The sequence below is a fragment of the Deinococcus budaensis genome (assembly GCF_014201885.1).
Lineage (GTDB): Bacteria > Deinococcota > Deinococci > Deinococcales > Deinococcaceae > Deinococcus > Deinococcus budaensis.
Map to the genome: position 1 here is coordinate 14,395 of NZ_JACHFN010000007.1, position 21,307 is coordinate 35,701.

The window sequence follows — 21,307 nt, forward strand, 5'->3', positions numbered from 1 at the left end:
GGCAGGCTCCCCTGCGGACCGGGGGCCGCGCTCAGGAGGGGTCGGCGGCGGCCTTTGGCCGGGCGCCCGCGCCCTGGGGCGCGCGCTCCGGCGCGGCGCGCTGGGCCTTGGCCTGGTACATGCGCTGGTCGGCCAGGCGCACCACGTCGCTGATCGCCGCGCACTCGTGGCGCCAGGCGATGCCGATGCTGGCGCTCACGCCGTCCACGAACGGCACCTGAAGGCGGTCGTAGGCCCACGCCGTGAACGCCTCCGGAGGCCCCGGAAACTGGGTCATCAGCAGCAGGTACTCGTCGCCCCCCATCCGGTAGACCCGGCCCCACGGCCCCGTGACCCGCAGCAGCCACACGGCGTACCCCTTGAGCAGCGAGTCTCCCAGCGCGTGGCCGAAGCGGTCGTTGATCGCCTTGAAGCCGTCGAGGTCGATAAACACCACCGCAAAGGAGGTCGAGGTCGCGTCCAGGGCGTCCAGATCGCCCTCAAAGGCGTGGCGGTTGGGCAGGTGCGTGAGGGCGTCGGTCTTGGCCGTCACCGCCAGGGCCGCGAGCTGGTTGCTCAGAAAGACGTTGGTCTCGCGCGCCTCCAGATACAGCAGCCGGAGTTCCAGCACGGCCAGGGCGAGGGGCGAAAACTCCAGCTCGGGCACCGCGCTGACCGCGTGGTCCGACTCTGCCCCCAGCCGCTGCGTCCGGGTGCCTTCCCCAGACGGCTCTCCTGCCCACGCCACCGGGACCCGGTCCCCGCCCTCCTGCGACCACAGGGTGACGCCCCGCAGGCCCCCCGTCCGGTGCAGGAGCGCGGCGAGCAGGTCGGCTCTGGATTCGGCGGCCATCAGCGCGAGCAGCGCGTCAGTGGAGGGTTCTGGAAAAGCGGCCATCGTGTTCGTTAGAAATATCACTCCGGGTGGGCCGGGGTTGGTGTCGCGTGTCTGAATACATTCTTGCGGGTGGCGCGGGGGCGCTGGCCCGCTTGAGCCACGGGCGTCCGCTGGAACTGGTCCACTGGAGCCGGTTCGCTGCGGCCGCCGCTCCCGCCTCCCGGGTTCCGGGAAGAGGCCGCGCCGCAGGCCTGCGGCGCGCACGCAAAAGGCGCGGGCCGCTTCTTTTACACTGTCCGGGTGGGTAATCCCTTGATCGAGTTCGGTATCCTGGTGCTGCTGCTGATTCTCAACGGCTTTTTCTCCGGGTCCGAACTGGGCGTCATGGCCTCGCGCAAGTCGCGCCTGCAAGCCCGGGCCAGCGCTGGACACGGCGGCGCCCGGCGCGCCCTGGACCTCGCGGAGCGCCCCGGCATCTTTCTCGCCACGGTGCAGATCGGCATCACGCTGATCGGCACCATCAGCGCCATCTTTGCCGGGGGCAGCCTCACGGGGCCAGCAGAAGCGCTGCTGCGGCCGCTGTTCGGCCCGGCCGCCGCCACGGCCGCCTCGGTCGCGGTCGTGCTGCTGGTGACCTTTCTGTCGCTGGTGCTGGGCGAACTCGCGCCCAAGAGCATCGCCCTGCGCAACCCCGAGGCCCTGGCCGCCCGGGTCGCGCCCTTTTTTCAGCGGCTCTCGCGGGTGGCCCGCCCGGTCGTGTGGCTGCTGGAAACCACCACCCGGGGGCTGCTGTGGGTGGTCGGCATCCGGGGAGAGCCGCAGGAAAAGGTCACCGAGGAAGACGTGCGCGCCCTGGCGCTTCAGGCGGCGGAAAGTGGCGGCCTGGAGGAGGGCGAGACCGAACGCATCGACCGGGTGCTGCGCTTCAACGACCGCCGCGCCCGCGAGCTGATGACCCCCTGGCCGGACGTGGTGACGGTCGACGTGACCCTGCCCCTGAGTCAGGTGGTGGACCGGGTCCTGGCCTTTCCGCACGACCGCTATCCGGCGGTGGACGCGCGGGGCGAGGTGCTGGGGCAGCTCAACGTGGTGGACGTGCTGCGCGCGTCCCGCACGGGCGAGGCGCTGCCTGGCCTGCTGCATCCGGTGGTCTACATGCCGGAGACCGCCTGGGCAGAAGACGTGCTGGCCCGGCTGACCAGCGAGGGGCACCGCCGCCTGGCGATCGCCGTGGACGAGTACGGCACCCTGTCCGGGCTGCTCACGTCCACCGACCTGCTGACGGAACTGGCGGGGGCGGACTCCCCGCCGGAGGAGGGCCTGATCGTGCGGCGCGAGGACGGGTCCTACCTGGTCGACGGCGGGATGCCCATGCACGACCTGCGCGACACCCTGCCGCTGCCCCGGCAGGGGCGCGAGGACTTCAACACGCTGGCAGGCTACCTCCTCGAAGCCCTGGGCGAGTTCCCGTCGGTCGGCGCCCAGACCGAGGTCGAGGGCTGGACCCTGGAGGTCGTGGACCTGGACGGGCCGCGCATCGACCGTGTCCTGATCTTCCCGCCCCACGACGTGGTGCTCGTCGACCTGCGCGGCCTCTGACCCCACCCCCCTGACCCTTTCCAGGTCAAGCTGGTCCACGCGCCCAGGGCCGTGCCCGTGCGCTGAGCAGCGGCGCGGAGCCGCAGCGGGCCGGGCACGTCCCGGCTCAGGCTCAGGTTTCCCGCAGCAGGGCGTGGACACGGCTCTCCAGCTCCTCCCACTCCACGGCCGTCTGCCGTCCGGCGTCGAACTCCGCGCCCAGCTCGGCGTGCAGCGCCTGCACCCCCGGATGATGCTTGTCCAGCTCCCGCCCGGTGTGGCCCTTGATCAAGAAGATCAGGCCTGCCAGGCCGCTGTCCTTGGTCAGGCTGACCTCCAGCGGGCGGCCCAGCAGCCCCGGCACGTCGAAGGGCGCGTACATCGGCCAGAACTTGTTCAGCCCGTCCGCATGAATCCCGGCGCGGGTCCGGTGGGCGTCGCGCCCGTAGAGCGGGTACTTGGCGGGCACCCCCTGGCCCAGCGCCCCGTACAGCTCGGCCAGGCTGTTCAAGGCCGGGAAGTTCGGCCGCTCCACGAGGCCCAGGCCCACCAGATGCAGCAAGGCGCCCTCCAGCGGGGCGTTGCCGCTGCGCTCGCCCTTGCCCAGCAAGGTGCCGTTGATGGCCGCGCAGCCCGCCAAGACGGCCGCGAGGCAGTTCGCCACGATCAGGTGCGTGTCGTTGTGGGGATGAAATTCCAGCAGCTCGCCCGGCACGCCCGCCGCCCGCAGCTCGCGCACCATACCGGGAACGCTGCGCGGCCAGGCCACCTGCTCCAGCGGGAGGCCGACGCCCATGGTGTCGCACAGGCGGAACTTCGGGGCCTGCTCGGCCGGAAAGTCGGCGGCCAGCGTCTGCACGGCCTCCACGAAGGGCAGGATGAACTCGCGCGGCGCCCGGGTGGCGTCCTCCAGATGCAGCCGGGGGCGCAGGCCCGCGTCCAGCACGGCCGCCACGGCGCCGAGGTAGGCCCCGGCCGCCTGGGCGCGGCCCCCCGGCGTGAACTTGTGGAAGGTGTGGTAGTCGCTGGCGCTCGCCAGCATGCCCGTCTCGCGCACGCCCAGGTGGGCGACCAGCGCCGCGTCCTGGCGGGTGGCCCTAATCCAGGTGGTCGGCTCGACCGGGTGCCCGCCCCGCCAGCGCTCCAGCGCCCCCTCCAGCATGGCGCGGTCCGCCGGGCGGTACACGAAGAACTCCGCCTGCCGCAAAGCCCCCGTCGTTCCGGTGAACTCGCCCATCAGGTCGTAGATGCGCAGGCCCGTCTCGACGGTCAGCGGCAGGCCGCCCTGCTGCCCGTCCCGGTGGGTGGTCTCGGTGGTCCAGGCCTGGACCGGGAGGTCCGCCGGGCGCTTTTCCCAGACGAACGCCGGAAAGTCTCCGGGCGGAAAGGCGTCGGGAAACAGGTTGGCTTCGGCCACGTCGGGCACGGCAGAGGTCGCGGACATGAACCCACGCTAGACATTATCCTCAATGCCGTCAATCTTGATTCGCTAGTCAATGTTAGGGTGAATTCATGTCCTCTCTGACGGCTGCGGAAGCCACCGGGCTGCTGGGCGTGAAGCCCGCCACGCTGTACGCCTACGTGTCGCGCGGGCTGGTGCGCTCGGAACCGGGGCCGGCCGGGACGCGGGAGCGCCGCTACAACGCGCAGGATGTCCACGCCCTGCTGGGCCGCCAGACCGCGCGCCGGGACCCCGAGGGAGCCGTCCACGAGGCGGTGGGCGGCGCGCTGCACTGGGGAGTGCCCGTGCTCGACAGCGCCCTGACCCTGATCGCGGCTGGAAAGCTGCGCTACCGGGGTCAGGACGCGGTCACCCTGGCCCGGCAGGCGAGCGTCGAGGAGGTCGCCGCCCTGCTGTGGACCGGGGACCCGGGGGGCTGGGCGCACTTGCCGCTCAGGGCCAGGATGCCGCTCCAGCCGGTGCCGCACGCCTCGTCGGGCAGCGAGGCCCTCGCTTACGCCCTCGCCCACGCGGGGGCGCACGACCTGACGGCCGGAGACACCCGGCCAGCGGCGCTCCCGGCCCAGGCGGCGCGGGTGCTCAATTTGCTGTACGCCACCCTGGAACGCTTCGGGCGCATCCCGCCTGCCCCGGACCTGGCCTTGCACGCCCGGCTGGCCCGGGTCTGGAACGTCCCGGAGGGGGCCGACCTCCTGCGCCTGGCCCTGATCCTGCTGGCGGACCACGAGCTGAACGTCAGCACGTTCACGGCGCGGGTCACGGCCAGTGGGGGCGCCAACCTGCACCACGTGACCCTGGCCGCCCTGTGCGCCCTCCAGGGCCGCCAGCATGGCCTGAGCGTCGTGGAAGCCTCCGAACTGGTCACCCATGCGCACCGGGACGGCCCGGCCCGGGCGCTGCGGGACGCGGCCCGCCGTCAGGCCCGGCTGCCCGGCTTCGGCCACCGGCTCTACCCGGACGGCGACCCCCGCGCCGCCGCCCTGCTGGCGGCCCTGGAGGAGAACTTTGCCGGTCACCCCGCGCTGAGCGCGGCCCAGGGGCTGGCGGCCCTCGTCCGCGCGGAGACGGGGGAGAGGCCGAATGTCGACCTCGCCCTGGGGACGCTGGGGCAGGTGCTGGGCCGCGAAACGGACGACGCGGTGACCCTCTTTGCCCTGGGCCGCGCCGTGGGCTGGCTGGCCCACGCGCTGGAGGCCATGCTGGGCGGCCAGATGATCCGCCCACGGGCCCGCTATGTGGGCCGGATGGAATAGGGCGGCGCCGGAGGAAACCGTCCCCGACTGCCCCCGCCTCCCGGACAGGGCCAGCCGCATGAAGGTGGGGCCAGCGATGCGCCGACCAGCCGCGCGAGGACGTAGGGGGCGCCCAACGCCTGGGGAACTTGCCCACCAGGGTCAGGGCGGCCGGAAAAGAGCCAGACCCCCCCTTGAGCAGGGGGGTGCCGGATCAACCGTGAGGCCCCGGGGTGTCCCGCTGTCCGGGTAGGGTGACCTATGGACACCTTGCTTCCGGTCTTGCAGAACATCCTCACGCCGCAGGGGGGCTGGTCGCTGGCGTTTCTGGTGCGGATCGTGCTGTCGGTGCTGCTGCTGTACGCCCTGGTGGTGATGATCGCGCGCGCGTTCGGCGCCCGCACCTTCGCGTCGTTTACCTCCTTTGACTTCTTGATCAATGTCGCGGCGGGGTCGCTGGTGGCGAGTTCGATCATGGGCCGCAACCTCGCCGAGGGCGCCCTGGCCCTGCTCTGCCTCGCCGCCGTGCAGTGGCTGGTCTCGTCTCTCAGTGCCCGCTCGCGCCGCTTTCACGACGTGGTGGACAACCCGCCCGTCGTGCTGATCGAACACGGCCGGTATCAGGAGCGGGCGATGCGCCGGGCGCGCATCTCCCAGCAGTCGCTGGACCAGAAACTCCGCAGCCAGGGCGTGGGCGACGTGGGCGAGGTGCGCTTTGCCATCCTGGAGTCGGGGGGCAACGTCTCGGTCATGACGGGCGAGGGCGAGGAGCGGCCCGGCACCTTCCCCCGGCGGGCGGGGTGAGCGGCAGATGACCCACCCGCACACGCACAGCCACGGGCAGAACACGGGCGCCCGGCCACTCGCCCTCGCGCTGGCCCTGACAGGCACCTTTCTGGTCGTCGAGGTCGTCTACGGCCTGCTCTCGGGGAGCCTCGCGCTGCTCTCCGACGCCGGACACATGCTTACCGACGTGATGGCGCTCGTCCTCTCGCTGCTGGCGATCCGCGTCGGGCAGCGTCCGGCCGACCGCCTGCGCACCTTCGGCTACCGCCGCGCCGAGGTCCTGGCCGCCGCCATGAACGCCGGGGCGCTGTTGGCCATCGGGCTGTACATCCTCGCCGAGGCGTACCGGAGGCTGCGCGAGCCGGTCGAGGTCCAGACGACCTCCATGCTGATCGTCGCGTCGCTCGGACTGGTCGTGAACCTGATCAGCGCCCGGCTGCTGGCCTCCGGCGCCGGAAGCAGCCTGAACGTGAAGTCGGCCTACCTGGAGGTGCTGGGCGACCTGCTGGGGTCCGTCGCCGTGATCGTGGGAGCGCTCGTCATCCGCTTCACGGGCCTCACCTGGGTGGACCCGGTGCTGGCGGCGGGCATCGGCCTGTGGGTGTTGCCGCGCACCTGGACCCTGCTGAAAGCGAGCGTGAACGTGCTGCTGGAGGGGGTACCCGGGGGCCTGAATCTGGACGCCCTGCGCGCGGACCTGGCGGCCCTGCCGGGGGTGCGGGGGGTGCATGACCTGCACGTGTGGAGCGTGACGAGCGGGCAACACAACCTCACGGCGCATCTGGTGGCGCCCGCGCCCCGGGGAGACCTGCTCGCGCAGGTCCACGCGGTCGCCGAGCGGCACGGCATCGGGCACAGCACCGTGCAGGTCGAGCCGGAAGGCGCCCACCGTGGACGCGGGGGGCACCTGCACCCCTGAGGGCGACCCGGAGCCTGCCGCCTGCCGGGCCTCGGCCGCTGCCCCGGTGGTCCGGCCCCGCGCGTCCATTCGCCTGCGGCGGCAACCGCGCGCGCGGAGGGGCGAGGAGCGGTCGGTGAGCACGCCGCCCTGCTGGGAGGAGGCCGCCTGCCTTGTCCGGGTTGTCAGGCGGTCACCGGCCCCGCCGGGTTGGCCCTCCCGCGCCTCATCCGGGGCCGGTCACCTCCAGCACGCGCCGGTGGCGTTCTTCCAGGTCCCGGCGGTCGGCCTCCTCCTGGGTCTCGCGCAGGGCCGCCCGCAGGGTCAGGTCCGCGTGGCGGCGCAGGCTCGAGCGCCGCTCCGGTCGGGGTTCTTGCTGCGCGACGCTTTCGAGCACCTCCAGCAGCCGCAGCGTCACCGCCGGGTGCCCGGCCCCGTTTTGCCGGATCTGGTGAAACATCACGTCGGTCAGCCCGTCGTAGTCGGTCATCGGCACGGCCAGGCGCAGGTGGCCTGCCACGAGGTGCCGGGAGGGAGGCAGCTCGCGCCCGCTCACCCGGCACAGGGCCGCCCCCAGGTGGTCGAGCACCGCGATGGCGGTGAAAGGATCGTTGATGCCGGGGGACAGGGCGCGCACGGCCACCTCGACCAGTTGCTGGGCCGCAAACTCCACGTCCTGCGAGGAGGTGCGGCGCGGCCCGGTCAGCAGGGCCGCCCGCACGTCCTCGAGCGCGGCGGGCGAGGTGAGCGCGACGGCCATCCCGGGAAACACGAAGTCGCCGGGCCGCACCGTCAGGCGGATCACCGCGTCATGCTTCCGGGCCAGCCTCAGCAGGGCGTCCACGTCGAGGGCTTGCAGGTACCCGCTGTCTTTGGCCCGGACCTCCTCGGCGTCCTGCGGCTGGGCCTGGGGCAAGGCGGGCGCGGCCCCGGGCGAGGGGCGCTCCGCTTGGCTGGAAAACTGCGCCTCGATGGCCCGGGTGAGTTCGCCCGACACCAGCCGGATGACGTGCCCCACGTTGATGCCCGTGGCGATGTGCGCGATGAAGTAGATCAAGACCGCCAGGCTCACGAGGGCCAGGCCCAGCCCCAGCGTCACCGCGAGGTGCGGGACGAAGGGACTCTCCTCCCCGCCCCGCACGGTCCGCAAGACCAGCAGGCAGTAGGCGAAGGTGGCGATGAAGGTCCCGAGCGTGAGCTGGTTGGCCCGGTCGCGGGTGAAGTGCTCCAGCAGCCTCGGCCCCATCTGGCTGCTCGCCAGCGACAGCGCCGCGATGGTGATGGAAAAGGTCGTGCCCGCCACCCCGATCACCGACCCCGCGATGGCCCCCAGCATCGAGCGCGCCCCGTCCGCGCTGCCGCCGTAGATCCAGGGGAACTGACGCACCGTGTCCAGGCTCACGCGCTCGTCCACGTTCACCGCGCCCTCGGCGAGCAGGAGGGCCAGGGCGGCCATCACGGCGGGCAAAAGCCAGAAGCTGTCGCGCAGGTTTCCCCACAGGGCCACCACGCGGCCCGTCACGGGGCGTCCTCGTCACCGGGGCCGGGGCCGGGGACCCGCCAGCGGGGCCGGGGCGCCTGCGCCCTGCCAGCGGGCCAGCCCTCGCGCTGCCTCTCCCGGTCGCCGTCGCTTTCCTCGGTCTGGTCGTGCCACAGGACCTGCCGGGTCGGAAAGGGCAGGTCGATCCCGTGGGCGAGCAGGGCTTCTTTGACCTTCTGAAGCACCTCGTCCTGACTGTCCAGGGCGTCCTTGCGCCGGGGCGGGTCGATCCACCAGCGCACCCGCAGGTTCACGCTGCTCTCGGCGAGGTCCACCACCAGCACCTCGGGCGCCGGGTCCTGACGGATCAGCTTCAGCCCCGCGAGCGTCTCCTCAATCACCCTTTTCGCCGCGCCGATGTCGTCGCTGTAACCGATGCCCACGTCATACTGGAGACGCCTGACCTCATAGGCCGTCTTGACCGTCACCTTGCCGGTAAAGAGTTGGGTGTTGGGAATCACGACCTGAAGGTTGTCGTAGGTGCGGATGATGGTCGCGCGCACCTGGATGTCCTCCACCGTGCCCTCGGCGCTGTCCACGACGATCTGGTCGCCGATCCGGAAGGGCCGGGTGACCAGGATCAGGATGCCCGCCAGCAGGTTTTGCAGGATGTCGCGGAACGCGAAGCCGATGGCGACGCCGCCCACGCCCAGCAGGCTAAAGAGGCTCGCGGGCGTGACCGAGGGAAAGACGATGGTGATCGCCACCAGCACGCCGAGCGTCAGGATGGACCCCGAGGCCAGGCGCCCGAACAGCCGCCCCAGGTTGCCCTCGCGGCTGCCCCACACCCGCTCGACGAGGCTACGTGCCGCCCGGGCGAGCAGCCAGAACCCCAGCAGGACGACGAGGGCGATCAGCACGTTGGGCAGGGCGGCCACCACGTCCCGCCCGATACTCTGCACCCGCTCCAGGGCGACGTTGACGTTGGCGGCCATGCCGCCCTTCATAGCGGGTGAGGTGGGGCCGGTGCAAGGGAGGGGCCAGTGGACCGGGAACCCGCCACGCTTTCCCAAGGGTGGCCGTTTCACCACGCCGCCCTTCACGGTTTGCCCAGACAGCCGCCCCAGACGGCCTGTCTCCCTGTACGGTCAGGTCCAGGGGAAGGCGGCCCGCTGGCCTGGATGGCGAGCCTGTATCCCCGGGAGGTGAAGCCTATGCGGTTTGTCCTGCTGCTCTCGGCCCTGCTGCTGGCGGTTCCCGCCGCCGCGCAGACGACCGGAGAACGTCTGCTGTCCGGCACCACGCTCGGCCTGCCCTGGGGCTTGTACCAGGGGGGCCTGACCAACCTGAGCGACGGTGAAGCCCGCCTGAGGATGAGTGCCCCGCAGGGTGCCCGCGTCCTGGGGACCCGCTACGACGCGGGCGGCCGCGCGGCCCTGCTGACCTACCGGGGAGACCGGGACGCCCGCGCGGCCCTGGCCTTTGCGGTGGACCAGCTTCAGCGTCAGGGCTTTAACCTGACCTACCGCGCCTACCCCTCGCCGGGTCAGGCCCGCGCGCTGCTGCGGCGGGTCGACCGCCTCCTGGAGGTGCAGATCACGCGCGGCGCCGAGGGTGTCACCCAGGCCCTCTACCTCTTCCGGGACGGCGAACAGCCCGAGCGGCTCCTCACCGATCAGGCGCCCGACGCCCTGCGGGTCTACGCCGCGCCCATCGACCTCCAGACCGTGCAGGCCGAGCCGGGCCGGGTGTACCTCACGCCGCCGGACGACCAGCTGATCGACTTCACGGCCTACCGCGACGGCGCCGTCATCCTGGCGTTCTACGGCAATTACACCCTCCAACAGCTGCTCGACTTCTACCTGCCTTTCTTCATCCAGCAGGGCTTCGTGGAGATCGGGGAGGTGACCACCGACGAGGCGGAAAGGACCCTGCGCTTTGGCCGGGGGACGGAGCGAGTGACCCTGCGGCTGGAAGCCTCACCAAGCGTCGAGCAGACCCGGGTGACCCTCTGGTACCGGCAGTGACCCCCGTCCCTGGGTGACGGTTGGGAGCGCTCCTTGGTCAGTGAATCCGGCATGCTGGAGACGCTTCCAGACGCCGCTCTCCACGGTGCGGCCACCCACTCCCAGGGCAGGGGTGAACCAGAAACTCCCCCACACGTTCAGCTAACCACGGCCAAGCGTGCCCCACCGGGCGTCCTCGCTTGCTTGAACGCGCTGAAGCGGAGAATGGACGCGACCGCCCAGGTATGGTGCCTTTCCCATGACCGACACCCCCGACACGGATGGGCTGTCCGACCTGCTGAATGAACTCCGCATCCTGCTTCAGGGAGCGCAGGTGCTCACCAGTTTCCTGATCATCCTGCCATTCAACACCAACTTTGGCCGCGTGGGGTCGCCCGAGCGCTGGGTGTACCTCGCCACCTTCCTGTGCTCGCTAACCAGCCTGGTGCTGCTGAGTGCCCGGGCCCTGCACCATTACCGGCGCCGCCCGATGCGCCACCTGGAGCACTTCAAGCGCACGGCGACGCGCCTCGTCCAGGTGGGGGCCGTCTTTATGACTCTGGCGCTGGTGCTGGCGACACGGCTGGTCGCCGCACAGGTGGTCCCCGGGCTTCCTGGTCTGGCTCCTGCCCGTCAGCATGGCTGCGCTGCTCCTCGCCGCGTGGTGGTGGCTACCGATTCGGCACGAGCGACGCGTGTACGGTGGGGGCAAGCGATGATTCCCTGGATGGTGCTTGGGCGGCGGACAGCGCCCGGGTCTGGCGCTGTCCGCCGGAGGAGGATAATCCTGAGCCGAAGGGCGCCGGGCCAATCACGCCGGATGAGTTCGCCGAGTGGGTGAAGAGATCGGGCATCAGACTGATCCCGCGTTCTTGGCATCCGATCAGCGGTCGCTTGATGGTGGTTGAGGAAGACGCTTCCTGGCCGGAGAGCAAGGCACCTACGCGGGTAGCGACCGTCTTCCGGGCCTCAAATGGCAAGGTGACTGCGGCACTTCGCCTTCCGGACCTTAAGCAGGCGTTCGAACTCGCCTACATCTGCCGTGAGATGGCGGCGACCGAGTGAGCGCACCAGGTTCTCTTCGACTTCGTCCGATACTGGTCACGCCGATCTGTAACGGGCGATCCGGGACTCGTCGAGCAGGGGCGACTGGTGCTCGTCGCCGAGGCCGTCGGATTCCTGACTGAGAGGGGTGCGGCGGCCACTGTGAACTCAACCGCGCACGCGATCGGCATCGACCAGAGTGGTGTATCTCGCCTGATCACGAGCGCCACGGCGGCCGGTTACCTCGCGGTGCAAGCCTCCGCCACTGACGGACGACGCCGCGAACTGACCCTCACTCCCGCAGGCAACGCCATGTTGGACCAGACACATCGCTGGCAAGAGGAAATCTTCCTTCGACTCTCCGCTGGCTGGTCCGAGAATCGTCGCGGTGAATTCCGGCAGGCTATGACCGACCTGATGAACCGCTCCCACGAGCTCGAAGCATCACCCACGCGAACGCCCCGCTGTCAGTCGAGGGGCGACGCCGCTTGATCGAGCGATGCAAGCGGCGGCTGGCGCATCCATGGTCGTGACAGTGACCAGGCCAAGGCCGCAGGCCGTGCCAAGGCAGCCGGCGCGAAGCGCGGATACACCTACCTCCATTCGGCCATCGACGGCTTCTCTCGGCTCTCCTACACCGAGCCGCTCAATGACGAGAAGGGAGTCACCGCAGCCGCGTTCCTTGCCCGAGCGAAAGTCTGGTTCGCCGCCCACGGCATCACCGACGTCTATCGCGTCGTCACCGACAACCTTTGGCGTGCGCGATTTAGACCTGGGGCGGGTCGAGGGCCAAGTGCAAGGCCGTTACTCGGATATTGATGAACTCGGACCCCTGGGCGCCTGTGTAGAACAGCGTCTTGACCATCAGCCCATACCCTGCTGGTGTGGTGGGCGGGACTGATCTCCTGGGTGGGCAACGGCGCGATGTTCATCGCCCTCCCGGTCTACGTCTACACCGAGACGAACTCCACGCTCGCCACCGCCCTTAGCGTCATGGCGAATGCCCTCGCCACCATCGTGATCGGACAAGTGGCGGGCGTCTTCGTGGACCGCTGGAACCACCGGCGCACGCTGCTGTGGGGCAACCTCGTCCTGGCCGCCTTGACCCTGGTGTTCCTGACCGTCCTGCACGCGCCGTGGTGGCTGATCTTGCCGGTCGCCTTCGTGCAATCGGCCGCCGGGCAATTCTTGGGTCCCGCCGAAAACGCGCTGCTGCCGACCTTGGTCACTGAACAGGACTTGGCGGCCGCCAACAGTTTGAATGCCCTCAACAACAATCTCGCGCGCCTGTTGGGTCCGGCCCTCGGCGGCCTGCTGATCGCGTCCATCGGCTTCGCCGGGGTCGTGGTGGACGCGCTGACCTACCTGCTGGCCGCTGGCCTGGTCTTCCTGGTCCGTGCCTCCCAGGTGAGCCACGAGCAACCCCGGGAAGGGCAGGCGGCCGGGCGCTTCTGGCAGGAGTGGCGCGCGGGGCTTCGCGCCGTCCGCAGGAACCCGCTGCTGACGCTGGGATTCGTCATCGGGGCGCTCGTCGGCCTGGGGAAGGGTTCATCTCCACCCTGATGGCGCCCTGGATCAAGGTCATGCTGGACGGTGGCGGGTTGGAACTGGGGTCTCTGATGTCCGTGCAGGCCGTCGAGGGCATGGTGGCGGCCCTGCTGCTCGCGGGGTTCGCGCAGCAGGTCTCCGCCGTCCGCTTGCTGGGCTGGGGTGGCCTGCCCTTCACCGCCTGGGGGACCGCGCAGATGCTGCTGCTGCAAACGGAGTCTGAGCCGGAGCTGCGCGGACGGATCTTCGGAGCGTACTTCGCCTTGTTTGGGGGCGCTCAGTTCGTGGGAATGGCGCTCTCCGGGATTCTGGGGGACTGGGCTGGGGTCCTGGTCATCAATGTGGACGCCGTGACGTACCTGCTCGCTGGGATGCTCGCACTGGGTTACGCCCTTCGTCATCCCGGCGGGGGTTTAGGGAAGCGATACCGTGAGCAAAGTCTGGGGGGAGGTTCAGCCAGGCCCGTGCCTGACAAACCCGCCCGAAGGCAAAGTCAACCAACAACATGCCGGTTTCCGACTTCGCCAACGGTATCGCTTCTTTAAGCTCCCCCAGCTGTGAGTGGTCGGCTTGGGGCTGCGTTGTCGGGCAGTTGTCAAAACGGACGGGTCCGCCCACGCCTCCTGTTCAATCCCATTTCCTGCCCCCATCGAAATAAGGGCCTGACCCTCCTCGTCTTCGCTTGCCAAGACGGTCAAAGGGGAGTACTGTGGCCCTGTACTCCAATAATAAAGAAAGTTTCCGAACAGGAGACCAGGTATGGGGCAACCTCAGACCCTTAGAAAACTCAACCGTCGACACGTTCTCCAGGCCCTACTGGACGCACCCGCGCTGACACGTCCTCAGCTGGCAGAGCAGCTTGGACTCTCGAAGGTGACGGTCGCGGCCATCGTTCAGGAATTGCTTGAGCACCAGGTCGTCGGTTTAAGCGCTCTGCCTGGGCAAGCCATAGGCCGGACACCTCAGGCTGTCCAGTTGTCGCCTACCATTGGCACCGCTCTGGCAATTGACTTGCAAGCCCATAGCATTCAGGGACAGGCCTTTTCGTTGCACGGTGACCGGACCTCCTCGTTCGGCCAGCTGATCGCTCCTCAAGACGTGGTCTCAGCTGCCGAACGCATCATCCGGGAGGTCTACACGACCGCGCCTTTTGGCCCCCTCTCCTCGGTGGTCGTGAGCGTGCCCGCACCGGTCGATCCCCTGGGCCGTATCGGGGAGCCCAATGCCTTGAGTTCTTTTGACCCCACTCCGCTACACGCCGCAGCCCGCGAACTTGAGCTGGACGTCGTTTATGAAAATGACGCCAACCTGGTGGCGCTGGCGTTGTCCTGCTGTTACCCAGACAGCACGACCCTCGCCGCCGTCATCGAGCGCCCCACCGGGATCGGCATGGGCCTCATTCTGAACGGCCAACTCTACCGTGGCCCCCAGGGAAGAGCGGGGGAGCTGGGGAATGCGCCCTGGCCAGGGCAGCAGGGAGTGACCTGCATCGAGCAACTGCCGGTGGCCGAGCGACTGGACGCCACCGCCTACTCTCTGGCGGGACTGGCGATTGGGCTTGATCTGGAGCATCTGCTGTTGGTGTTTGAGGAGGCTGAACAACTGGCTTCCCGCCTGCGCCGGTTGCTTGATCCTGGTGTAAAGCTCACTCTTCCGCCGTCCTCCTCCGGCCTGCCCCTCCAGGGTGCGGGCCTGCTGGCACGCCGACGTGCCAGTGCCCGCCTGCTCGATTCCCTCGCTGATCTGCGAAACCTGGAGCCCCATGTGGCATGAGACCTACCTCAAGACGGTGCTCAAGCCGGACTACGTCTATGCCAGCGAACACCTGCTTCCTCAATTGTTCGACGCCCTGACCGCGCACAGCCTGATGCTGGACGCCCAGCGCTGCCCACACGCTGCGGACGCCGTCAGGCTGCTCAGGCAGCTCCGGGCCACGCACTTTCCGAAATACGATCCGCTCATCGAGGACGTGTTTTTCACGGTCGACCAGCAACTGGCTGCTCAGGATCCGGACGCGGCTGGCGCCATGCGCACGGCTCTTTCCCGCAACGACCTCGACATGACCATCTACCGGTTAAGTGCCCGGGAGCGTTTGTTGCGGGCGGCCCTGCGGCTGCTCAACCTGCGCCAGGCCTTGCTCAATCTGGCCACCCGTGAGATCGAGACCGTGATTGTGGCCTACACGCATCACCAGCCCGCCCAACCCACCACCCTCGCACACTACCTGGGCGGGCTGGAAAACGTCCTGGCACGCGACACCGAGCGGATGTTCAATGCCCTGGGGCGCGTGAACCTGAGTCCGATGGGGGCAGTTGCCCTGGGCGGCACCAGCTTTCCGATCGACCGGCACCTCACCGCGCAGCTGTTGGCCTTTGACCGGCCGATCGAGAACACCTACGACGCGGTGAGTGCCAGTGACTGGCAGGTTGAACTGGCCTGTACGATCACCGTGACCGCCACCACCCTGTCCCGGGGAGTGCATGACCTGCTGTTCTGGGCATCCCGCGGCCTCCTGACCCTGGAAGACGGGCTGGTCCAGGGCAGCAGCGTGATGCCGCAGAAACGCAACCCGGTGGCGCTGGAGCATGCCCGGACGAAGTTCAGCAAGGCCATCGGCATCACCCAGAGCGTCATCCTGAGTGCCCACAACGTGCCGTTCGGCGACATCAATGACCCCGGCCCAGATATGCAGCCTCCGCTGCACACCATGTGGCAGGAGTTCCGTGAAGGCACCGAACTGCTCACGGCTGCCCTGACGAGCCCCAGGATCAACCGCGCAGCCTGGCTCAGGGAGGCCGAGACCGGAGAGTCCGTCGTGACCGAACTGGCGGACGCCATCGCCCGGCACACCGGACAGGGTTTTCGCTACGCCCACAACACGGTGAAGACTCTCCTCGACAACCTCCATGGGGCCGGACGCGAGTTGCCCTCCACCACACCGCAGGACCTGAAGGAGTTGGGGGTCATCCTCTCTCCCGCCGAGCTGCTCCAGGCCCTCAATCCCGCCGCCTTCGTCGCTTCACGCACCACCTATGGCGGCCCTGCTCCAGCAGTGATGGGCGGGGCGCTGGCGGCCGCCCATGGCCGGCTGCAAGGGGACTTTACGCGCCATCAGCAGGTCACTCAACGCTTTGCAGACGCCCGCAGGCGTCTCGAAGGAGGAGCTCCATGAAAAAGCACAGCCTTGGGCGCTGGACGACTTCCCTTCTCGCTGCACTGGCGTGCTGCGCCGCAGCCCAGGTCGGGCCTGGAAGTTATGGGGGCACCGTGAGCGGCCTCGACCTGATGGACGTGGACCTGATGTTCATCGGGGCCCACCCGGATGACGACGGCGGCGTGACGGCCACCCTGGCGAGGTACGTCCTGGACGGGGGACACAAGGCGACGGTCATCACCCTGACCGGAGGGGAAGGGGGCGGCAACGCCACGGGCACGGAGACGGGCCGTGCTCTGGGCCTGATCCGGGAAGAGGAGGAGCGGCGCTCGCTCAGCATGGTCGGCGTCACGTCGCCGCACTTCCTGGGGCTGCGCGACTTCTACTTCACTCTGTCCGCCGAGGAAACCGAGAAGATGTGGGGCGGGCAGGCCTTCGTGTGCGATGTGGTGCGGATCGTCCGGGTGCGGCGTCCGGAGGTCATCCTGACGATGTGGCCGGGGCCGGGCACCCACGGGCAACACCAGATGGCCACGCGGGCCGCCACCCTGGCCTACAACTACGCCGGGGACGCCAAGTATTGCCCGGAGCAGCTCAAGGAAGGCATCGTTCCCTTCACGCCCCTCAAGCTGTACTACTACCCGGGGAGCGCCGCAGACGCCACAGTCAGGATTCCCACCGACGACATCTCCCGCACCGCCCGCATCCGTTACGCGGACCTCAAGAGTGTGGCTCAGTTCAACTACCGCTCCCAGGGCTGGGACGCCACCAATACCCTGCCTGCCCGGGCAGCCAACCCGGAGTCGTTCATGCTGGTGGGAGCCCGCGTCCCCGTGGCTGAGCAGGAAACGTCCCTGCTCACGGGTGCGGTGACGGCTGGGACGTCCCCGGTGGGGGTCCGCCTGGAAATTCGCCCGGACAGCTATGAGATCGGTCTCGGCCGGGCGGCCCCGGTCCGGGTCACCCTGACCAACCAGACGGGGATGCCGATGACGGCGACCCGGCTTCGCCTGAACGCGCCTGAAGGCTGGCAGGTCACCGGGGGATCAGCGTCCCGGACGCTCGCGCCGGGTGAAACGCATACCGCCGTTTTCAACGTCACCGCGCCTGCTGGCGCCAAGGCGGAGAACATGCGGCTCACGGCAAGCTACACGGCCACCCAGGAGGACCGGGGCATCTCGGGCCGCAACGCCGCCTTCGTGCGCCCACTTCCTGCTGTGGTCGCCACGTTCGCTCCGACGTTCGATGTGGCGGGCTATCAGGCCTTCGCCCGTGAGACGGGCACCGAGTGGGTCACCGGCAGCCTGGCGACCCGTTTGCCGCTGGTGGTGGGACAATCCACCGAGGTCACAGTCAACGTCACCAACCGCGGTACGTCAGCCGCCAGCGGTCAGCTGGAGCTGAAGTTGCCGCCAGGCGTCACGCTCGTCGGCTCGCCGCAGTACCAGGTTGGGGCGGGCGCGACCACCCAGGTCCGCGTTCAGCTGCAGGCGACGGCCGCCGCCCTCCCCGCTGGTCGGCAGAGCGCGCTGCTCCCGATCAGCCTGAGCACCGCTGGATTCACCGACCAGGCCAACGCCTACGTGCTGCCCAGCCTGACCATTCCGCGCCTGGGCACCGCTCCCAAGATCGACGGCGACCTGAGTGACATGGCGGCGGGCGCAGGCGGCGCGTTGGGGCCGGAAGACCTGTGGTGGCGCACCAAGCCGGACTCACCCGCCGACGCCAGCGCCTCGTTCAAGATGGGCTACGACGACCAGTACCTGTACGTCGGCCTGAACGTCAAAGATGAGTTGGTGGCCTGTAACATTGCTCCGAACGACGTCAAGGCCCAGCTGCGGTCCGACGCGATCGGCATCACGGTCGACCCCACGGGTCAGAGCCGGGACACTTCAACCACCCTCCAGGCGGCGGCCTTTCCCTGCACCACCGCAGGCTTCCAGGCCCGGGGCTTCCGCGACGCCGACGCCAATCAGGGCGTGATGGAAGAGACCGCGCCGGGCATGCAGGTCGCCTCGGTCAAGGTGGACGGTGGCTACGCCATCGAGTTTCGACTTCCCTGGGCCGCCATGCCCACCCAACCCAAGGCGGGCGCTACTGTGGGCCTGAACCTCGTGATGTATGACGGCGACCAGGAAGGCGCCCGTGTGGGAGCGAATATCAGCCAGAGCGGTCTGGCCTGGTCAGCCTTCTCCTGGGGCGGCAAGCAGGCTCTGCCCTACCTGTGGCCACGCGTCACCCTCGGCAACTGAGTCCGGCCTCTCATCCTTTCAAGGAGAAGAACATGAAAAAGCTGCTTACCCTGGCCCTCGCCCTGACCGTCACTGCTTCCGCCGCTCCCGTGACCCTGACCTACTGGCAGTACGATTTCGCCACCAAGGTCAGCACCATGAACGAGCTGATCAAGAAATTCGAGGCGCAGAACCCCGACATCAAGATCAAACAGGAAACCTTTCCCTACGACGCCTACAACCAGAAGGTCGCCTCGAGCGTGCCAGCCGGGCAGGGACCGGACGTGGTGAACTTGTTCTACGGCTGGCTGCCCCAATACGTGGACAGCGGCTTTCTCCAGCCGCTGCCCGCCAAGGACTTCCCGACGAAGCAGATCGAGAGCACCTTCGTTCCCATGGTCCAGACCAGCAAGATCAATGGCCAGTACTACGCGTTGCCAACGTCCGTGCGCACCCTGGCGGTGTTCTATAACAAAGACCTCTTCAAGCAGGCGCGCATCGTGCCTCCCCGCACCTGGGAGGACTTTATCGCCGCCGGTCAGAAGATCGTGAAGGGGGCGCCCCCACGCTTCAGTGTCCTGGGTTTCGGCATTCAGCCGGACGGCCAGGATTACCACGTGGTCCGCGAGGTGCTGGTCCGGCAGTTCGGAGGCGTCCCCTTCAGCAAGGACGGCAAGCAGGTCACCTACGACAGCAACGCGGGCGTGCGGGCGATGACCTTCTACACCGACCTGATGACGAAGTACAAACTGGGGACCCCCAACTTCTTTCCTGGCAACAACAGCTACCGCGACGCGTTCATTGCGGGCAAGGTCGGCATGATCATTGACGGCTCCTTCGCCATCGGCTCCATCGAGAAGGGCGCAAAATTCAACTGGGGCGTCGTGCCGCTGCCCGTGCTGAAGGCCAACGGGGTCCGGGGCAACTTCGGGTCGTATTGGGTCAACGGCATCACCAAAAACGCCAAGGGGGATAAGCTCGCCGCCTCCGTGAAGTTCCTGAAGTTCCTGACCAGCGAAGAAACGCAGCGCACCTGGCTCGACGCTGTCGGCGAGATCCCGGCTGGCCGGAAACTGTCTGGAACTGCGGCCCTCCGCACCCACCCGGTTTACGGCCCCTTCGTCAGTGCGCTGCCGTTCGCTTCCTCGACCCTGTTCGTGGATGAAGCCGGGCAGCGCAAGGCCTGGGTCGACGCCATCAACACCGTCATCTTGCAGGGGAACAGCCCGGCCAACGCAGTCAACAGGGCTGCGGCGGAAGAGCAAAAGATCCTGAATGGCTACTACAAATAAACTGGTGGGGGGACAGGCTCCGGCCCGTTCCCCCCGTAAGAGGAACACGGTCAGACAACGGCAGACGATGACGGCCTATACCTTCTTGCTGGTGCCTCTGCTCTTCTTCCTGATCGTGCGGTTCATTCCGACCTTCATGTCACTTCGTCTGAGCCTGTTCGACTGGAACATTCTCCGGGAGCAGCAGCCTTTCGTCGGCCTGGAGAACTACCGCACGCTGGTCGCCGACGAAAAGTTCGGGCAGTCCCTGAGGAATACGGCCCTCTACACCCTTTTCGGCGTGCCGCTCCAGATTGGCTTGGGATTGGCCCTGGCGCTGATGCTGAGCCGCGTTGTCGCTCTGCGGGGCCTTTACCGGGCGCTGTACTTCGCGCCGTACGTCACGCCCATCGTGGCCGCCGCCTGGGTCTGGCAGTGGGTCTTCAGCCCGCAATTTGGCCCGGTCAATACCGTTCTCGGCTGGCTCCAGCTTCCTCCCCAGCCCTTTCTGACCTCTCCGGACCAGGCGCTGGCAACCACCGCCGGGCTGGTCGTCTGGCAGAACCTGGGATTCCAGGTCGTGCTGTTCCTAGCCGGTCTGGCGGCCATTCCCCGCAGCTACTACGAGGCGGCGGAGATCGACGGGGCGACGGGCACCCAGTCCTTCTGGAGAATCACGCTGCCGCTGCTGAACCCGACCATCGTCTTCAGCGTGGTCACCGGGACGATCTCGTACCTTCAGCTGTTCACGCAGGTCGTGAATCTTAATTTCACGGACCAGGGCGGGCCGCTGGGCAGCACCCTGACCGTCGCCGTCTACATCTACCAGATGGCCTTTGGCCGCTTCCAGATGGGTTACGCCTCCGCCATCACGGTGGTGCTGTTCGGCATCATCCTCGCCATCACCCTGCTGCAACTGCGCTTTCTCACGCGGAGGTACGACACATGACCGTGGCCGCCTCAGCGCCCAGAAAACGGGTAGAGACGCGCACCCTGCTGGTCTACGCCGCCCTGACGGTGGGCGTCATCCTCACCCTCTTTCCCTTCGCCTGGATGCTCCTGACCAGCCTGAAAAGTTTTCAGGAGCTGTTCAACCTGAGTTTCCTGCCCAGTCAGCCGACCCTGGACAACTACCGTCAGGTGCTGACGGAAACCCGGTTCCTGCAATGGTTCGGCAACAGCCTGCTGGTGGCGTCTGTCACGACAGCCAGCGTGCTGTTCTTCGACTCGCTGGTGGGCTACACCCTGGCCAAGTTCGATTTCCCAGGCAAGAACCTGGTGTTCATCCTGATTCTCTCGACCCTGATGATCCCGACCGAGATGCTGGTGATTCCCTGGTTCGTGGGGGTCACGGACATAGGGCTTACCCAGAGCGTGCCCGGGGCCTATTTCTCGATCATGTTCCCCGGTCTGATCAGCGCATTCGGGGTCTTTCTGATGCGGCAGTTCTTCGACACGCTCCCCAATGACCTGCTGGAAGCGGCCCGGATCGACGGCATGCACGAGTTCGGCATCTTCTGGCGGATTGCCCTGCCACTGGTGCGTCCCGCCCTGGCGAGCCTGGCTATCTTTACCTTCCTGGGCAATTGGAACGCCTTCCTCTGGCCGCTGATCGTGATTCAGCAGCCCCAGTTCCGCACGCTGCCGATCGGAACGGCTCTGTTCAACGGCGAGGCTGGAACCCAGTGGGGATTGATCATGGCGGCCAGCAGCCTGGCCGTGATCCCGGTGCTGATCGTGTTCGCCATCTTCCAGAAGCAGATCATCGAAGGCATCGTGCTAACCGGGTTGAAAGGCTGA

The 21,307-nt window shown here is 68.1% G+C and carries 19 protein-coding genes and 1 pseudogene; 16 read left to right on the forward strand and 4 right to left on the reverse strand.

Annotation, left to right across the window (positions count from 1 at the left end; translation table 11 throughout):
• Positions 1 to 31: 31 nt before the first annotated feature.
• Positions 32 to 877, reverse strand: a complete 846-nt coding sequence (locus HNQ09_RS10290) for a GGDEF domain-containing protein (protein WP_184028760.1) — start codon at positions 875 to 877, stop codon at positions 32 to 34.
• Positions 878 to 1,117: 240 nt separating this feature from the next.
• On the opposite strand from HNQ09_RS10290, the gene HNQ09_RS10295 reads away from it, so the two are divergent.
• On the forward strand, positions 1,118 to 2,416 hold the full coding sequence (locus tag HNQ09_RS10295; RefSeq protein WP_184028763.1) for a CNNM domain-containing protein: 1,299 nt from the start codon (positions 1,118 to 1,120) through the stop codon (positions 2,414 to 2,416).
• Between the two features lie 112 nt (positions 2,417 to 2,528).
• Here HNQ09_RS10295 and HNQ09_RS10300 read toward each other — a convergent pair whose 3' ends face one another.
• Positions 2,529 to 3,839, reverse strand: a complete 1,311-nt coding sequence (locus HNQ09_RS10300) for a beta/alpha barrel domain-containing protein (RefSeq protein ID WP_184028766.1) — start codon at positions 3,837 to 3,839, stop codon at positions 2,529 to 2,531.
• A 68-nt stretch (positions 3,840 to 3,907) separates the two neighbouring features.
• Here HNQ09_RS10300 and HNQ09_RS10305 point away from each other — a divergent pair, with 68 nt between their 5' ends.
• The 3 genes from HNQ09_RS10305 (at position 3,908) to HNQ09_RS10315 (ending at position 6,794) form a co-directional block, all read left to right on the forward strand.
• Positions 3,908 to 5,110 carry a citrate synthase gene (locus HNQ09_RS10305; RefSeq protein ID WP_184028769.1) on the forward strand — a complete coding sequence of 401 codons (1,203 nt, stop codon included), beginning with the start codon at positions 3,908 to 3,910 and terminating at the stop codon, positions 5,108 to 5,110.
• Between the two features lie 240 nt (positions 5,111 to 5,350).
• Entirely contained in the window at positions 5,351 to 5,893 is a 543-nt protein-coding gene (locus tag HNQ09_RS10310) for a DUF421 domain-containing protein (RefSeq protein WP_184028772.1), read from the forward strand.
• Between the two features lie 7 nt (positions 5,894 to 5,900).
• Positions 5,901 to 6,794, forward strand: coding sequence for a cation diffusion facilitator family transporter (locus tag HNQ09_RS10315; RefSeq protein WP_184028774.1), 894 nt, complete (start codon positions 5,901 to 5,903; stop codon positions 6,792 to 6,794).
• 205 nt (positions 6,795 to 6,999) lie between these two features.
• Here the strand turns inward: HNQ09_RS10315 and HNQ09_RS10320 are convergent, their stop codons facing one another.
• Positions 7,000 to 8,295: a DUF2254 family protein gene (locus HNQ09_RS10320; RefSeq protein ID WP_184028776.1), complete on the reverse strand. Its 1,296-nt coding sequence runs from the start codon at positions 8,293 to 8,295 to the stop codon at positions 7,000 to 7,002.
• On the reverse strand, positions 8,292 to 9,248 hold the full coding sequence (locus HNQ09_RS10325; protein ID WP_184028778.1) for a mechanosensitive ion channel family protein: 957 nt from the start codon (positions 9,246 to 9,248) through the stop codon (positions 8,292 to 8,294). The genes HNQ09_RS10320 and HNQ09_RS10325 overlap by 4 nt, the downstream gene beginning before the upstream one ends.
• A 219-nt stretch (positions 9,249 to 9,467) precedes the next feature.
• Here HNQ09_RS10325 and HNQ09_RS10330 point away from each other — a divergent pair, with 219 nt between their 5' ends.
• The 12 genes and pseudogenes from HNQ09_RS10330 to HNQ09_RS10380 all read left to right on the forward strand — a co-directional run bounded on the left by HNQ09_RS10330 (position 9,468) and on the right by HNQ09_RS10380 (position 21,307).
• Positions 9,468 to 10,280, forward strand: a complete 813-nt coding sequence (locus HNQ09_RS10330; RefSeq protein WP_184028780.1) for a hypothetical protein — start codon at positions 9,468 to 9,470, stop codon at positions 10,278 to 10,280.
• A 238-nt stretch (positions 10,281 to 10,518) separates the two neighbouring features.
• Complete coding sequence (locus HNQ09_RS10335) at positions 10,519 to 11,100, forward strand: DUF6328 family protein (RefSeq protein WP_184028782.1); 582 nt, start codon at positions 10,519 to 10,521, stop codon at positions 11,098 to 11,100.
• Between the two features lie 311 nt (positions 11,101 to 11,411).
• Positions 11,412 to 11,795, forward strand: a complete 384-nt coding sequence (locus HNQ09_RS10340; protein ID WP_221269749.1) for a MarR family winged helix-turn-helix transcriptional regulator — start codon at positions 11,412 to 11,414, stop codon at positions 11,793 to 11,795.
• Positions 11,796 to 11,810: 15 nt separating this feature from the next.
• Positions 11,811 to 12,053 (forward strand): annotated as a pseudogene (locus HNQ09_RS18685) (IS481 family transposase); the annotation flags it as partial.
• A 132-nt stretch (positions 12,054 to 12,185) separates the two neighbouring features.
• Positions 12,186 to 12,866, forward strand: coding sequence for an MFS transporter (locus HNQ09_RS10345; RefSeq protein WP_184028784.1), 681 nt, complete (start codon positions 12,186 to 12,188; stop codon positions 12,864 to 12,866).
• Complete coding sequence (locus tag HNQ09_RS10350) at positions 12,866 to 13,396, forward strand: MFS transporter (RefSeq protein WP_184028787.1); 531 nt, start codon at positions 12,866 to 12,868, stop codon at positions 13,394 to 13,396. The genes HNQ09_RS10345 and HNQ09_RS10350 overlap by 1 nt, the downstream gene beginning before the upstream one ends.
• Before the next feature lie 214 nt (positions 13,397 to 13,610).
• Positions 13,611 to 14,624, forward strand: a complete 1,014-nt coding sequence (locus HNQ09_RS10355; protein ID WP_184028789.1) for an ROK family transcriptional regulator — start codon at positions 13,611 to 13,613, stop codon at positions 14,622 to 14,624.
• Positions 14,614 to 16,023 carry a lyase family protein gene (locus tag HNQ09_RS10360; RefSeq protein WP_184028792.1) on the forward strand — a complete coding sequence of 470 codons (1,410 nt, stop codon included), beginning with the start codon at positions 14,614 to 14,616 and terminating at the stop codon, positions 16,021 to 16,023. The genes HNQ09_RS10355 and HNQ09_RS10360 overlap by 11 nt, the downstream gene beginning before the upstream one ends.
• Positions 16,020 to 18,257 (forward strand): PIG-L family deacetylase, encoded by a 2,238-nt coding sequence (locus tag HNQ09_RS10365; RefSeq protein WP_184028795.1) that lies wholly within the window; start codon positions 16,020 to 16,022, stop codon positions 18,255 to 18,257. Before HNQ09_RS10360 ends, HNQ09_RS10365 begins: the two co-directional genes overlap by 4 nt.
• Positions 18,258 to 18,289: 32 nt before the next feature.
• Positions 18,290 to 19,528 carry an extracellular solute-binding protein gene (locus HNQ09_RS10370; protein WP_184028797.1) on the forward strand — a complete coding sequence of 413 codons (1,239 nt, stop codon included), beginning with the start codon at positions 18,290 to 18,292 and terminating at the stop codon, positions 19,526 to 19,528.
• Between the two features lie 91 nt (positions 19,529 to 19,619).
• Positions 19,620 to 20,456 (forward strand): carbohydrate ABC transporter permease, encoded by an 837-nt coding sequence (locus HNQ09_RS10375; RefSeq protein WP_343057733.1) that lies wholly within the window; start codon positions 19,620 to 19,622, stop codon positions 20,454 to 20,456.
• Positions 20,453 to 21,307 (forward strand): carbohydrate ABC transporter permease, encoded by an 855-nt coding sequence (locus HNQ09_RS10380; protein ID WP_184028802.1) that lies wholly within the window; start codon positions 20,453 to 20,455, stop codon positions 21,305 to 21,307. The genes HNQ09_RS10375 and HNQ09_RS10380 overlap by 4 nt, the downstream gene beginning before the upstream one ends.